The sequence below is a fragment of the Desulfovirgula thermocuniculi DSM 16036 genome (genome assembly GCF_000429345.1).
In the GTDB taxonomy this organism is placed as follows: Bacteria; Bacillota; Desulfotomaculia; order Desulfotomaculales; family Desulfovirgulaceae; genus Desulfovirgula; species Desulfovirgula thermocuniculi.
Window position 1 is genome coordinate 1 of sequence record NZ_AUBR01000067.1, and the last position, 13,238, is coordinate 13,238.

18 protein-coding genes and 1 pseudogene are annotated in these 13,238 nt (G+C 58.5%); 13 read left to right on the plus strand and 6 right to left on the minus strand.

The window, feature by feature from the left end:
* The first annotated feature begins 451 nt into the window (after positions 1 to 451).
* Entirely contained in the window at positions 452 to 898 is a 447-nt protein-coding gene (locus G454_RS0112975) for an iron-sulfur cluster assembly scaffold protein (protein WP_027718955.1), read from the plus strand.
* On the opposite strand, the gene G454_RS0112980 is transcribed toward G454_RS0112975, so the two are convergent.
* The 4 genes from G454_RS0112980 to G454_RS22155 all read right to left on the minus strand — a co-directional run bounded on the left by G454_RS0112980 (position 895) and on the right by G454_RS22155 (position 1,869).
* Positions 895 to 1,110 (minus strand): hypothetical protein, encoded by a 216-nt coding sequence (locus G454_RS0112980; protein WP_156896791.1) that lies wholly within the window; start codon positions 1,108 to 1,110, stop codon positions 895 to 897. The two genes, G454_RS0112975 and G454_RS0112980, sit on opposite strands and share 4 nt — an antisense overlap.
* Before the next feature lie 75 nt (positions 1,111 to 1,185).
* Positions 1,186 to 1,389: a hypothetical protein gene (locus G454_RS0112985; protein WP_027718957.1), complete on the minus strand. Its 204-nt coding sequence runs from the start codon at positions 1,387 to 1,389 to the stop codon at positions 1,186 to 1,188.
* Positions 1,390 to 1,423: 34 nt separating this feature from the next.
* Positions 1,424 to 1,687: a hypothetical protein gene (locus G454_RS22150; RefSeq protein WP_211230098.1), complete on the minus strand. Its 264-nt coding sequence runs from the start codon at positions 1,685 to 1,687 to the stop codon at positions 1,424 to 1,426.
* Positions 1,688 to 1,692: 5 nt separating this feature from the next.
* Complete coding sequence (locus tag G454_RS22155; protein ID WP_211230099.1) at positions 1,693 to 1,869, minus strand: nucleotidyltransferase family protein; 177 nt, start codon at positions 1,867 to 1,869, stop codon at positions 1,693 to 1,695.
* Positions 1,870 to 2,247: 378 nt separating this feature from the next.
* On the opposite strand from G454_RS22155, the pseudogene G454_RS22425 reads away from it, so the two are divergent.
* From G454_RS22425 to G454_RS0113045, 11 genes and pseudogenes are all read left to right on the plus strand, one after another.
* Positions 2,248 to 2,739 (plus strand): annotated as a pseudogene (locus tag G454_RS22425) (class I SAM-dependent methyltransferase); the annotation flags it as partial.
* 84 nt (positions 2,740 to 2,823) lie between these two features.
* Positions 2,824 to 3,249 carry a tRNA (N6-threonylcarbamoyladenosine(37)-N6)-methyltransferase TrmO gene (tsaA, locus tag G454_RS22430; protein ID WP_027718965.1) on the plus strand — a complete coding sequence of 142 codons (426 nt, stop codon included), beginning with the start codon at positions 2,824 to 2,826 and terminating at the stop codon, positions 3,247 to 3,249.
* Between the two features lie 23 nt (positions 3,250 to 3,272).
* Entirely contained in the window at positions 3,273 to 3,623 is a 351-nt protein-coding gene (locus tag G454_RS0113005) for a carboxymuconolactone decarboxylase family protein (RefSeq protein WP_027718958.1), read from the plus strand.
* Positions 3,620 to 4,018 carry a hypothetical protein gene (locus G454_RS0113010; protein WP_245574407.1) on the plus strand — a complete coding sequence of 133 codons (399 nt, stop codon included), beginning with the start codon at positions 3,620 to 3,622 and terminating at the stop codon, positions 4,016 to 4,018. The genes G454_RS0113005 and G454_RS0113010 overlap by 4 nt, the downstream gene beginning before the upstream one ends.
* 79 nt (positions 4,019 to 4,097) lie before the next feature.
* A complete protein-coding gene (locus G454_RS19165) occupies positions 4,098 to 5,702 on the plus strand; it encodes an ABC transporter substrate-binding protein (protein ID WP_156896792.1) in 1,605 nt (534 codons plus the stop codon).
* A gap of 2 nt (positions 5,703 to 5,704) precedes the next feature.
* Positions 5,705 to 6,679 (plus strand): ABC transporter permease, encoded by a 975-nt coding sequence (locus G454_RS0113020; RefSeq protein WP_051276408.1) that lies wholly within the window; start codon positions 5,705 to 5,707, stop codon positions 6,677 to 6,679.
* A gap of 2 nt (positions 6,680 to 6,681) precedes the next feature.
* Positions 6,682 to 7,575: an ABC transporter permease gene (locus G454_RS19170; RefSeq protein WP_051276409.1), complete on the plus strand. Its 894-nt coding sequence runs from the start codon at positions 6,682 to 6,684 to the stop codon at positions 7,573 to 7,575.
* Positions 7,535 to 8,482 (plus strand): ABC transporter ATP-binding protein, encoded by a 948-nt coding sequence (locus G454_RS19175; RefSeq protein ID WP_084413504.1) that lies wholly within the window; start codon positions 7,535 to 7,537, stop codon positions 8,480 to 8,482. Before G454_RS19170 ends, G454_RS19175 begins: the two co-directional genes overlap by 41 nt.
* Positions 8,454 to 9,197, plus strand: a complete 744-nt coding sequence (locus tag G454_RS19180) for an ABC transporter ATP-binding protein (RefSeq protein ID WP_035107843.1) — start codon at positions 8,454 to 8,456, stop codon at positions 9,195 to 9,197. The genes G454_RS19175 and G454_RS19180 overlap by 29 nt, the downstream gene beginning before the upstream one ends.
* A gap of 14 nt (positions 9,198 to 9,211) precedes the next feature.
* Complete coding sequence (locus tag G454_RS0113040; RefSeq protein ID WP_027718961.1) at positions 9,212 to 9,808, plus strand: FmdE family protein; 597 nt, start codon at positions 9,212 to 9,214, stop codon at positions 9,806 to 9,808.
* A 45-nt stretch (positions 9,809 to 9,853) separates the two neighbouring features.
* Entirely contained in the window at positions 9,854 to 10,465 is a 612-nt protein-coding gene (locus G454_RS0113045) for an FmdE family protein (RefSeq protein WP_027718962.1), read from the plus strand.
* 122 nt (positions 10,466 to 10,587) lie between these two features.
* Here G454_RS0113045 and G454_RS0113050 read toward each other — a convergent pair whose 3' ends face one another.
* Together G454_RS0113050 and yedE are read right to left on the minus strand one after the other, a co-directional pair.
* Positions 10,588 to 10,803 (minus strand): sulfurtransferase TusA family protein, encoded by a 216-nt coding sequence (locus G454_RS0113050; protein ID WP_027718963.1) that lies wholly within the window; start codon positions 10,801 to 10,803, stop codon positions 10,588 to 10,590.
* Positions 10,804 to 10,809: 6 nt separating this feature from the next.
* Positions 10,810 to 11,850 carry a YedE family putative selenium transporter gene (gene yedE, locus G454_RS19185; RefSeq protein ID WP_051276413.1) on the minus strand — a complete coding sequence of 347 codons (1,041 nt, stop codon included), beginning with the start codon at positions 11,848 to 11,850 and terminating at the stop codon, positions 10,810 to 10,812.
* Between the two features lie 377 nt (positions 11,851 to 12,227).
* Here yedE and panB point away from each other — a divergent pair, with 377 nt between their 5' ends.
* Positions 12,228 to 13,061: a 3-methyl-2-oxobutanoate hydroxymethyltransferase gene (gene panB, locus G454_RS0113065; protein WP_027718964.1), complete on the plus strand. Its 834-nt coding sequence runs from the start codon at positions 12,228 to 12,230 to the stop codon at positions 13,059 to 13,061.
* The last annotated feature ends 177 nt before the right edge of the window (positions 13,062 to 13,238 follow it).

Consider the following 13,238-nt stretch of genomic DNA (forward strand, 5'->3'; position numbering starts at 1 on the left):
TGGTTCAGGTGCGTCAGGTGCGGGTACCAGTCCGATGCGGACAGGGTTGGGGCATTGAACATTGCCGCCAAAGCGCTCGATGCTCTCGGGGCATGACCCTGGGAGAAAGGGGAGCGTGGCACCCCCAAAGGCCAAGGTGATGATCCGGGTCGTCCGGGGAATGCTGGCTAACCTGCGGTTGATCAGCCGCCATCCCACGACGGGATGCCCCCCAATTTATTGGGGGGAGGATGTCACAAACATCCCGGTTTATCCCGCACCCCAGAGGGGGGAAGGGCTGCCGGCGCTGGCCTGGCGTAGGTATTTTGGTAACATAAGTAGAGAAGCCTTCTTTGCCAATTGGCGCCAAAAAGCGTACCGTGCCTTTCGCCGTGCCTTAAAAAGCGGGCGACCAAGGTACCCCTGCCGGGTCTGCGCCAAGCGGGGCATTTAGAAACAGGAGGGGGAGAGGATGGATTTTGACCTGGACAAGCTTGCCGCAGAACTGCAGAAAGAAGTGTGGGCCCAGTTTAGCGAGGTGGTTATTGACCACGCCAACAACCCGCGGAATGTGGGGAGCATCGAGAACCCGGACGGTTACGCCAGCATTACCGGTCAGTGCGGTGACAACATGCAGATTTGGGTGAAAATAGTGGACGGTGTGGTTGGTGAGGTAACTTTTTGGACCGATGGGTGCGGGCCCACCATTGCTGCCGGCAGCATGGTTACCGAGATGGCCAAAGGCAGGACGATCAAAGAGGCCCTAGCGCTGAGCCCGCGGGATGTTTTAGAAGCGCTAGGGGGGCTGCCTGAGGAGCACGTGCACTGTGCTTTCCTGGCTGTAAACACGCTGCATGAGGCCATCAAGAATTATTTCAAGAAGAGGGAGCTGGAGCAGCGGGGGTGGGTGAGAGGCTAGCCAGTGAGGATATGGATTACCCTTACGCCTTGCCTCTGGCATTTGGCGGTTAAGTCAGCCAAAAGGAGGCTTTCCCCGTACCGGACCAGGTGGGAGACGGCCAGGTAGGACCGCCAGTCCTTGTGATAGGCAAAGGGCCTCGATGCGCCTACCATGACTTCCTCCCACGCCTTACCGAAGCGCGCAAAAAATAGTTCTTTTAGCACCTTCATGCTTGGCGGTTCCTCAGGAACCTCTGTCCAAATGCCGGCCAGGTTGCCCACGGCAACCACTTTTCTCTCGCAGTTTCACCCGTGCTCGTAGAAATACACTTTGACGGGGCTTTTGCAAGCTTGCTTTCCGGATACCTGGGTGACTTCAGCTGGCGCCAGGAGGTCAAGTGTGCCGAACACCACAAAGGGTTGGAAGGCAGACATGCTTAAAGCTTCTTCCAGAAGCCCCCAGTTGCTGGCGGCCAGGATGATCATTTTTTCCAGGGCAATGCTCGTCAAATTTCTATCACCTCGCCCGGGCGGTAGTCCTCCTTTAAGACCCAGTACCAGCTTCCTTTACGGTGATCCTCTTTGCGTCCATTTGATGCAGTTTTTCCTTCAGCTTTGCCAGGTACCGGGCCAAAAAATTCCCCCGGTCGTAGAGGATCTTTGCGTCGTCCACAAGGTCCAGAAACAAAAAACTGCCCAGGAGAACCTCATCTTTTGTCTTTATTACCGGGGAGAGGTCCGGCCTTATATACTTAAATTGGTCGGCACGTGAGGCCACTATTTCCTCTACTCGTTCAAACTCGGCCATCCTTTTTATCCGCCCCTGGGCAGGCTTTCTGCTACCAATAAAAGGTCGATGTCCGAGTCCGGGCGTGGCGTGCCCCGGCCTACAGAGCCAAAAACGGCCAGGGAAACCAGGCGGTTCCCGTAAACCTCCTGGGCCGCTTCGACGATAATTCTTAAAGCCAGGGCAAATTCTTCGCGGTACATTGGGGGGTGACGCCGCCCTTTCTGGGTGAGCACGGGAATTAAGGAAGCGCCTTAAGCTTATTATACTGCAGGCCGGTCCTGCGGGCTACTTAATCTCCGGCTTTTCCCCACTTTTTTGTGCCGCAAAAAGGGGGGGGCGCCTTATTGACAGAGACTGATATCTAGTTTAAGATCTTTTTGAACGGATGGGAAGGAAAGGTATGCCTTCTCCGCTTAAAGTTTTTTCTTAAGCAGGTGATTAGGAATACCCTGGAATCTTAAGTGGCCACGGAGGCCTGCGTGGGCCCTTTGAAAAAAGGGTAGCGGTAGGCCTTTATTTTTTTGCGGAAAATGGGAGGAGAACAAATGACGCATGCCCACCGCGATTACTTTAACCAGATGGCTCCCAAGTGGGACAGCCTGCTGGCTGATGAAACATTAGAACGCTTGAAGAGAATCATCGCGGAACTAAACATTAAGGCCGGCAGCGCCGTTTTGGATGTTGGTACGGGCACGGGTGTATTGCTGCCCTTTTTGCTGGAGGCCGTTGGTCCGCAAGGAAGATTAGTGGCCCTGGACGTGGCCGAGGAAATGCTGGCCAGGGCCAGGGCCAAGATGGGCGACAGGGTGGAGTACGTGTGCGCGGACATTACCCGCACTTCGCTAGAAAGCAATGCCTTTGATGAGATAATCTGCAATTCTTGTTTTCCCCACCTGGTGGATAAGCTGGGGGCCTTAAGGGAAATGGTTCGCCTCTTAAAGCCCGGCGGTCGGCTGGTTATTTGCCACCCCATGAGCCGGGAAGCGGTGAACGAGCTGCACAGGTCCATAGGGGGAGTGGTGGCCAATGACATGCTCCCTTCCGAAGAAGAGATGCGGGAGTTATGCCTAAAGGCCGGGCTGGTGCAGGTGGGAATTACCAATACCCCTGAAAAGTATCTTCTCACCGCCTACAAGCCTTTGGGAGGTGATTGCCTGGAATTAGTGCCAATCGGCGTGATTCATAGCCCTTACCGTAGCACTAGGGAAGCACCGCATCAGGGGCGCTTTTCCGACCAGGTGGCCGAGTTGGAGATTTACTCCCAGTACGCGGAGGGGCTAAAGGACGTGGAGCAGGTTACTCACCTAATTGTGCTTTACTGGTGCCACTTGGCCCGCCGGGACGTGCTGCAAACCAAAACGCCCCACGGCCCGGAAATTCGGGGGGTGTTCGCCTGCCGCTCGCCGTCTCGCCCCAACCCCCTTGCTTTTTGCGTGGCGGAGCTGGTGGAGGTGAAGGAAAACCGCCTGCTGGTGCGGGGGTTGGATGCAGTGGACGGGAGCCCGCTTATAGACATCAAGCCGTACTCTGCCGACCTGGACAGCTTTCCCGGCGCGCGCATAGGCTGGTTTAAAAAATAAAGAGTTAGGCAGGGGTGGTAAGAATGGAAGCACAAAAGAATAGTGAAGGCTTAAGCGCCTATCTGGAAAAGTTGGCTCAAGAGTTGCCGGAGGTAATGAAGAGTTTTCACCAGCTACACGAGGCGGTTTTTTCCGACGCAGCGCTTTCGGCAAAGCAAAAGGAACTGATTGCCGTTGGTATCGCCGTGGCCATTAGGTGTTCTTATTGCATTGCCAATCATGTGACCAAGGCCCTGCAAATAGGTGCCACCAGAAAGGAGATTTTAGAGGCCGTTTCCGTGGCCATAGCAATGGGCGGCGGGCCTGCCGTCGCATATGCCACAGAGGCCTTAAAAGTGCTGAATGCCTTGACAGGGGAGGGAAAAGAAAAATGAACGCTTCAAGAGAGGGGGCTCAAAGCATCATGCATTGCCAGCGCTGCCGCTCGCCTGTGGAAGAAGGGGAAACGTACGATTTCTTTGGGCAGGCTTTGTGTGAAGACTGTTACATCTACATGGTCAATCCGCCGCGGGTCTGTGACCCTACTGCCGTGGCCGGAGCCGTCACAACCCGGAAGCAGCTGGGCCAGTCGGGCACCGCGGGCTTAACGGAACTGCAGAAACATATCTACCGCACCATCGAGGAGAGAGGGAAAATTACCAGAGATGAGTTATTGAGGGAGGTTAAGGTAAAGCCCGAAGAGCTGGAGCGGCAGATTGCCGTTCTCCGCCACTGCGAGCTGATCCGGGCTTTTAAGGAAGGGGATAAGGTTTATTTGACCAAGTGGTAACTTAATGTCGCTCCGAAAGGTTAGCTTTTACTCATGCTTATGAGAAAGGGGTAGTGGAGGCTTGGAGGCAAAAGGCTTATTGACCAGACTGGTAGCGTTACTGGCAGCCGTTTCCCTTTTGGTCAGCGGCTGCGGGACAAAGCAGGCACCCTCCGGAGGAGCGGGCCAGCCGGTAGGCGGCGGGGCTGTGGCCGAGCTGAAGCTGCCCGGCGAGGACTGGGGGCTCCCCTCACCCTTTACCTTTTACCCGCGTGGCCCCGGGTACTTGCACTTGAGCTTTATTTACGACACCCTGACCTGGAAAGACGATAAAGGTGTCATCCCCTGGCTGGCGGAAAAGTGGGAAATGAGCCCGGATGCCAAGACCTGGACTTTTGTTTTAAGGCCCAACATTAAGTGGCAGGACGGCAAGCCCCTGACGGCAAAGGACGTTGTTTTTACCTTTGATTACCTGAAGAAGCATCCGGTGGAATGGTTTAACCTGGAGATGATCCAGGAAGTTAAGGCAACCGACGAGCGCACGGTGGTCTTTACCCTTAAGTCCCCGTACGTGCCTTTCCTGCAGCAGGTGGCCGGCAACGTGCCCATCATCCCGGAGCACATCTGGTCCGGGGTGCAGGACCCGCGCAAAGAGAGCAGGCCTGAAATGCTAGTTGGCAGCGGCCCGTATAAGCTGCTCTCTTACGACAAGTCCCAGGGGGCCTATTCCTACCAGGCCAACGAGGACTACTTCCTGGGCGCGCCTAAGGTCAAAAAACTCCTTTTTGTGCCCACCGGCGACAAGTTGGCTTCCCTGGAGCGGGGCGATGTTGACTTCGCCGACATCCCGGCATCCCTGGCGGCCAAGTTTAAGGCCAACCCCAAGCTGAAAGTGTTTAGCATCCCGGCCTTCTGGGTTTTGAAGCTGCAGTTTAACGTGGACAAGGAGCCCTTCAGCAACGCTAAGGTGCGCCAGGCCGTGGCCTATGCCGTCAACCGCGAGGAGCTGGTCAAACGGGCCGTGCCCGGCGGGCTGGAGGGGGCCAAGCCCGGCAGCCCCGGGTTCTTGCCGCCGGACTCTTCCTGGCACGACCCGGAGGCCGCAAAGCTTTACCCGCCGGACGTGGAAAAAGCCAAAGCCCTGCTGCGGGAGGCGGGCATTTACGACCGGGATGGCGACGGGGTGGCCGAAGATGAAAAGGGCCGCAAGATGCAGTTTACCCTCTTTGCCCCCCAGCAGTATACCCGGGAAGCAGAAGTGGTGAAGCTCATGCTGAAAGAGGTGGGCTTTGCCTGCGAAGTGAAGGCCCTGGATATGAAGACCATAGACGGTGTCATCAGCAGCGGCCAGTTTGACCTGGCCATAAACGGCCACGGTGGCCTTGGCGGTGACCCGGCCATTGTCATGGGCTTTGGCATTGCCCGGGGAGGGATCCTCACGCCGGGGACGCCCAAGGATCCCGCGTACCGGGAGTTAGCGCAAAAACTTTTAACCACGCCCAATCCCGAGCAGCGCAAGGCAATATGCCGCCAGATGCAGCAGATGTACGCGCAGGTTTTGCCCTGCCTGCCGCTGTACTATCCCATCTGGTACTATGCCTATAACCCGGCTATCTTTGACGGCTGGTTCTTCACCGCCGAAGGGGGCGTAGGCATTGGCATTCCCATGCCGTACAACAAGGCGGCTTTCATAGGGGTGCGTTAGGGTTGCTCGATTACCTGGCTCGCCGTGCGGCCACCTACCTCCTGGTGCTGGTGGCCGCACTGTTAATCAATTTTTTTCTCCCCCGCGCACTGCCGGGCAGCCCCCTGGAGGACCTCTCCAGCGGGGTGGGCAGCCTGGCCGTGGCGCCCGACCCGGCCACTTTGGAGGCCTTGAAGCGATACTACGGGCTAGATCAGCCCTTACCCCGACAATTTTTACAATATCTCCAAGGGCTGGCCCGGGGCGATCTGGGTTTTTCCATTAGCTACAAGGCGCCGGTGGCCAAGGTTATCTGGCAGCGCATTCCCTGGACGTTGCTTTTGACCTTTAGCGCCGCTTTACTAAGCTGCCTTTTGGCCGTCATCCTGGGGACCCGGGCCGCCCTGGGGCGGATGCGGGAGGCAGCGGTGCTGCTGCCGGCAGTGGTTTTAGACAGCATGCCTCCTTTTGTGTTGGGGAGCTTTTTGCTGATCTTTCTGGGGGTTAAGCTCGCACTGTTTCCCATTGGGGGGGCCTATACGGCCTTTGCTAACCTTGCCGGCTGGGAAAAGGCCGTTGATGTGCTCAGGCATGCCGTGCTGCCTGTGCTGGCTTTATCGGCCCACGGCTTTTTCGGCGCCTACCTTTTGGTGCGCAACTCGGTGCGCCTGGTAAAAGATGAGCCTTACGTTTTGCTGGCCGAGGTCAAGGGGCTCCCTCGGCACGTCATCCACTACCGGTACATTTTGCGCATGGCCCTTTTGCCGGTGGTTACCTTCTTTTCCCTGCGGGTGGCCTATGCCCTTGGCGGGGCGGTGTTGGTGGAAGTGCTTTTTGCCTATCCGGGCCTGGGCCGGCTGACTTATGAGGCGGTTTTGAACCACGACTACCCGCTGCTGCAGGGCGTGTTTTTCGTCTTTACCCTCTGGGTGCTGGCGGTTAACTTCTTAACCGACTTGCTCTACTTAAAGCTGGACCCCCGCATAAAAGAGGTGTAGAGATGCACGAGGTAAGGACCTGGGTGGCGGCATGGCAAAAGATACCCATGGCCTGGGCGGGCCTGCTTTTAATTGGGTTGATGGTTTTTCTGGGCGTTTGGGCGCCCTGGCTTGCTCCCTATGATCCCGATGCCACCGGCGGGCCTCCCCTTTCGCCCCCCACCGCCCAGCACTGGCTGGGGACCAACGCCTTGGGCCAGGACGTATACAGCCAGCTGCTTTTTTCCTGCCGCACCTCCCTGCTCGTGGGCCTTTCCGTAGGCACGGGAGCAACCCTGCTCGGCTTTGTGGTGGGTGCCGCTGCAGGATATTACCCCCGGGTGCTGGGCGTGGTCCTCATGCGCCTGGTGGACGTGCTGATGACCGTTCCCCGCCTGCCGTTAATTGTCCTCCTGGCGGTTTTTCTGGGGCCCTCCCTTTTTAACGTGATTCTCGTGCTCATTTTCCTTTCCTGGCCGGGCATTGCCCGCACCATTCGCTCCTACGTGCTTTCGCTTCGCGAGCGGGATTACTTAAAGTTCGTGCGCTTTGCCGGGGGAGGGTTTATTTACGTGCTGCGGCGCCACCTGTTGGCGGAGCTCCTGCCCCTACTCATTGCCAAGGTGGTGAGTACGGCCAGCTACGGTATTGCGGCTGAAGCCGGCTTAAGCTTTCTCGGCCTCGGCGACCCCACCACGAAAAGCTGGGGGATGATGATCCGCGGGGCGCTGAACTACCCGGGTATCCTCTGGACCCCCGCCTGGACCTGGTGGTTTCTCCCCCCGGCGGTGGCGGTGAGCCTGGCCATTTTGGGGTTTACCCTTACAGGTTATGCCCTGGAGGAAAGCCTAACCTCCCGGAATAAAGAGGTGGACCATGAGGATCGAGCACCTCACTTTGAAGGTGAGCGGGCGTAGCCTTTACCCCCTTTGGGACGTAAGCCTGCGCGTGGAAGATAACGAGGTGGTGGCGGTTTTGGGGGAGTCCGGGGGCGGCAAGACCAGCTTGGCCTGGGCGGCTGTGGGGCGCCCCCTGCCGGGGCAGGAGGTGGTAGCCGGAAAAGTCTACTTTAAAGGCCGGGACATTTTAAACATGCCCCCTGCGGAAAGACGGCGCATTTACTTTAAGGAACTGAGCCTTGTTCCCCAAAACGCCCCGGATACCCTGCACCCCACTCAAACGGTGGCCCGCACCCTCTGGGAGATCTATACCGCCAAGAACGGCAAGGGGGAGGCGAGGGAAGCGGTACTCCCCTTGCTGGAGGAGCTGGGCCTGCCGGAGGAGGTTTTGCGCAAATACCCCCACCAGCTCTCCGGAGGCCAGAAGCAGCGCGTGGCCCTGCTTCTGGCCCTGCTGAACCGCCCGCAGCTGGTGGTTTTGGACGAGCCGACCTCGGCTCTCGACGTTTTGACGCAGAAAAAGGTTAAAGACTTGCTGGGAAAAATTAACCGTGAGCACGGTACGGGTATCCTTTTTTTCACCCACGACGTTAGCCTGGCCTTTTCCCTTGCCCGGAGGGTAGTGGTGCTCTATGGCGGCCAGGTGGTGGAGGAACTGCCGGCCTTTAAACGAGAGAGCGCCCTGCACCCCTACACTCGCGGCCTGCTGGCCTCCGGCCCCAGAATTGGCGACCCGCCGTTAAGCCGGCGCGGCATACCCGGCTATGCTTTGCCCCTCCTGGCCCCGCCGCAGGCCTGCAGCTTTGCCGCGCGCTGCCCCCAGGCAAGGGATGTTTGCCGCAAGGAAGCGCCGCCCCTGGTGAAAGTAGGGGAGGGGCAGGTGAGGTGCTTTGCCTATGCTGCTGGTGCTCAAAGGGGTGGTTAAGCACTTCCGGGTGGGGCGGGAGCGGCAGGAAGTGCTGGCCGGCGTCAACCTGGGCGTGGGCCGGGGCGAAGTGGTGGCCCTGGTGGGGGCCTCGGGAGCTGGTAAGACAACGCTTTTGCACATCATTGCCGGCTTGCTGGCTGCCGACGGTGGGGAGGCCTTTTTTGCCGGCCGCCCCTTGGCTTTAAGGGAAACCCGGCAGGGACGCGAACAAATGTCCTTGGTTTTTCAGGACCCCTATGCGGCCCTGTCCCCGCACTTAAAGGTGGCCGACATTGTAGGCGAGCCCTTGTTCATCCGCCGCAAGCCACGGCAAAATGTGGCCCGGGCCGTAACTGAAGCCCTCCATGCGGTGGGCCTTCACCCTGCCGAAGCCTACCTGCGTAGATACCCCCACCAGCTTTCCGGCGGCCAACGTCAGAGGGTGGCTTTGGCGCGGGCCTTAGTGACGAAGCCAACATTGCTCCTGGCCGATGAACCCACCTCCATGCTTGACGTTTCGGTGGGGGTGGAGATTTTAAACCTTTTGCGCAGTCTCGCGGAGAAAGGGATGTCTATTCTTCTCACCGCCCACGATTTGGCTGCAGCCTGCTATGTGGCAGACCGCCTGGCCATCATGGCCGAAGGGCAGGTCGTTGAGGAGGGGCCTCCAGCCAGGCTTCTTGCTGCTCCCTCCCGTTCGGCGACCAGGGAACTCTTGAGGGCTGTGACATGAAGGGGGGCTTTTAAATGAGTGATTGGGAAAAGGTAATTGCTTTTCACGGACACCCGTGCTGCCTGCTGGCCGTTGGCTACCGGGCGGCAAAACTGGCTTTGGAGAGGCTCGGCGCCGGCGGCTCGGCGCACGGGCTGGTGGCAGTGGTGGAGAACCGCACCTGTGCTGCCGATGCGGTGCAGGTTTTGACGGGCTGCACCTTTGGCAAGAGAAGCTTTATCTTCAAAGATAGCGGCAAGTACGTGTTTACCTTTGCCCGCGCGGGAGAGCGGCAGGCTTTGCGGATTAGCCTGAAGGCGGGAGTGTTGACCAAAGAAGGGGAGGATTTTGTTGCCCTCATGGAGAAGGTGGCCAACGGAGAGGCCACGGAGGAAGAGCACAGAGAGTTTTACCGCCGCCAGGAGCCGCTGATGAGGTATATTTTGGAGGGGCCGGCAGAAGAAATTTTTGAGGTCCAAGCTGTAGATTCGATAATACCCCTTCCCGAACTCTGCTTGCAGGTGGTTACCTGCAGCCGCTGCGGCGAAGAAGTGATGAAGGACCATGCTATTGTTCTTCAGGATGGAAGTTTGGGTTGTAAGGATTGTGCGGGGCAGAGGCAAGATGATTAGCCGGTGAGTATGTAGAAAATTTCCAAATGGGGGAGGATGTTTTTCATGTGTATGGCCAAAACGGATTGGGAAAGGGTGGTGGAGTTTCACGGGCACAGCTGCCCGGGACTGGCGGTAGGGTACCGGGTGGCCAAAATAGCCCTACGGGAGCTGGCCGAGCACCGTGCTAAAGATGAGGAGCTGGTAGCCATCGTGGAGAACGACGCCTGCGGGGTGGACGCCATTCAGCTCTTAACCGGCTGCACGCTGGGCAAGGGCAACCTCATCTACCGCGATTACGGAAAGCACGTGTTCACCTTCATCTGTCGGGATAGCCGGAAAGCCGTGCGCATTTCCGTGCGGGGCGGCGTATGGAGGCAGGACGAGGCGGGCTACCGCGAGCTGCGGGCAAAGGTTTTCGGCGGCACAGCAAGCCCGCAAGAACGGGAGCTTTTCCGCCGGCATCAAGAAGAGCGCACCCGCTACATCTTGGAAGCGCCGGAAGAGGAGTTCTGTGTGGTGCGGCACACCACCATGGAACCACCTCCCAGGGCGCGGATTTTTAACTCCGTCACCTGCGCCTTTTGCGGGGAGCCGGTGGCAGAAGCCCGGGCCAGGGTGCGCGAGGGTAAATTTGCCTGCATCCCTTGCGCCGGGGAGTATTCGCGGGGGTGGTAAAGCTACCTTGTATATTGTAGAAGTCGGCGCCGGCCCTCCGGCAGCCCAGCCGGGGAGCCTGGCGGTAGAACCTCCTTAAAAGAGAAGCCTTCCCCGGGGGATCCGTGCGGGAAGGCTTCTAATCACTTTTTCAGCACGATTACGATGTCCTCTCCCTCAGAACATACCTCCACGGCCCAGCCCCTGCTTTCAGCCAGGCGGGTGATGTTTTCTCTGGCTGCCTGGGTGCTGACCAGCACCTTAATGGTGCCTCCCTGGGGCATCTGGTCCATTTCGTTTTTGGCCAGGAGCAGGGGCTCGGGACAGAGCAAGCCGCGGGCGTCAATTTCTTTTTCCATTTTGGTTCACCTCCTGAGATGGGAGACGGAAAGGAAGAGGACAAAAAGTAAGCCCAGGAGCACGGCCACCTGGCCGGCTACGGGAACTCCTTTGGGCCCCGCAGCCAGGCCGAAGTTATGGGCGACCGCCGCGCCGGCAATAAACCCCAGCACGGTAACGGCGCAGTCGGTGTTTCCCTCGCCGGCTGCCACCAGCTGGCGCAACGGGCAGCCGCCTAAGAGCACTGCCGCCCACCCGGCCAGGGCCATACCCAGGAAGTTCCACAGGCCGTCGGTATGGGCAATGGGCTGCCCGGCAAAACCCGGCTTAAAGTAGCCCAGCGCCAGGTTGCCCGCAAGTGCCGCCACCAGCACGGCTAAAAAGCCGGAAAGGAGGTAGGTGTCGCGGAAGAGGATGAAATCCCGTATGCCACCCACCATGCAGAGCCGCGAGCGCTGGGCCAGGATGCCCACCAGCAGGCCTGCCCCCAGGGAGATAGCTGTGGGGGCGTGCATGGACCCCGGGCCCTGCTGGCTGAAGAAGATAAAGGGGGGGCTGAAAATTAAAAGCAGCAGAAGTCCAATTACGGCTGCGGGGAATATGTAGCCGCTGACGCTGTTTTGCGGCACCGCCCGGCCCAAAGAGAACCCGCGTGACAAAAACCACGTTCCAACGGCCACACCGCACACCAAACCTACCAGCCCCACCAGGGCGTTGAGATCCCCGCCGGCCAAGCGCAGGACGGTGCGCACCGGGCATCCCAGAAAGACCAGCATGCCCAGCATGGCCAAAAAGGCCAGGGTGAAGCGGGTAAAGGCGCTGGAGCCGCCCATAGCCCGGAATTCCCTAGTGGCCGCTGCAGATAAAAAGGCTCCCAGCACCAGGCCCAAGATTTCCGGGCGCAGGTACTGCACGGTGCTTGTGCGGTGCAGCCCCAGGGCGCCGGTAATGTCCCGCAAAAAGCAGGCGATGCAGACGCCCATATTGGGGGGATTGCCGAGTTTAACCAATAGCGGTGCCAGGAGGCCGAGCACCCCTCCGGCTAAAATGACCTTGCCTTTTTTCATCGGGCTTTCCCACCTTCCCTTGGCTTTATGTTTTAAGCCCGTTCATTAAAGTACTCTTCTCCGTTTAGCTATGTAATCCTGTAATGACCACAATAGAAATAATTTATGGTAGCCAAGCGGAGGATAATCTTTTTAAATCTCTGGACGGGGAGGCGGTCTGGGCCCGCTCAGGAAGGCTTTGCCTTTTTTGACTTGCCCTTTGGAAGGGTGGACCTTTGTATGCGAAGGTAGACCACGGGAGTTCCTTTTTTATCCCCGAAGGGTTATACTTAAAATACCAATGGGACGGCCTCATTGTTGATTTTATCGCCTTCGATACCCTCACCTTTTGCCGGACCTCGAAATCAAAATTTTTTTAGCTAGGGGGTAGGTGCCTCATGGAAAAACGCAAGTTAACCGTGCCCGAAATGTTGGAAAGGAAGCAGCGGGGACCGAAACTGCGCATGATTACCGCCTACGATTACCCTACCGCCCTTATGGTGGACAGGAGCCCCATCGAGCTCATTTTGGTGGGCGACTCCCTGGGCATGGCGGTGCTGGGTTATGCGGGCACGGTGCCGGTGACCATGGAGGATATGCTCCACCACCTGCGGGCGGTAGTGCGCGGGGCGCCCAACACCTTTGTTATCGGGGACATGCCTTTCGGCTCATACAATGAAGGCCCCGCCCAGGCCATCCGCAACGCCAACAGGATGTTAAAGGCGGGGGCTGATGCGGTGAAGCTTGAAGGCGGGATGGTGGTAGCTCCAACGGTTAAGGCCATGGTCGACGGGGGTATACCGGTGGTGGGCCATATCGGCCTTACGCCGCAGACGGCCACCATGCTGGGCGGCTTCAAGGTACAGGGCAAGGACCTGGCCTCGGCCAGGCGGCTGCTGGAAGACGCCCTGGCCTTGGAGGAAGCGGGGGCCTTCATGCTCATCCTGGAGTGCGTGCCCGCTCCCCTGGCCAGGCTGATTACCTCCAAGCTGAGGATTCCCACCATCGGCATTGGGGCCGGCCCGCACTGCGACGGGCAGGTGCTGGTCTTCCACGACCTGGTGGGGCTCTTTGACCGCTTCGTGCCGAAGTTTGTCAAGCAGTATGCTTTCCTGCAAAAGGAAATCAGCCGGGCGCTGGCAGAATATGCCAGGGAAGTGGAGGAGGGTGTCTTCCCCGGCCCCGAGCATTCCTTTAGCATAAACGAGGAGGTTTTGAAGGAACTCGAGTGACATCCTCCCCCAATAAATTGGGGACATCCCGTTGTGGGACGGCGGCTGAACAACCGCAGGTTAGCCAGCATTCCCCGGTTTGCCCGGATCATCACCTTGGCCTTTGGGGGTGCCACGCTCCCCTTTCTCCCAGGGTCATGCCCCGAGAGCATCGAGCGCTTTGGCGGCAATGTTCAA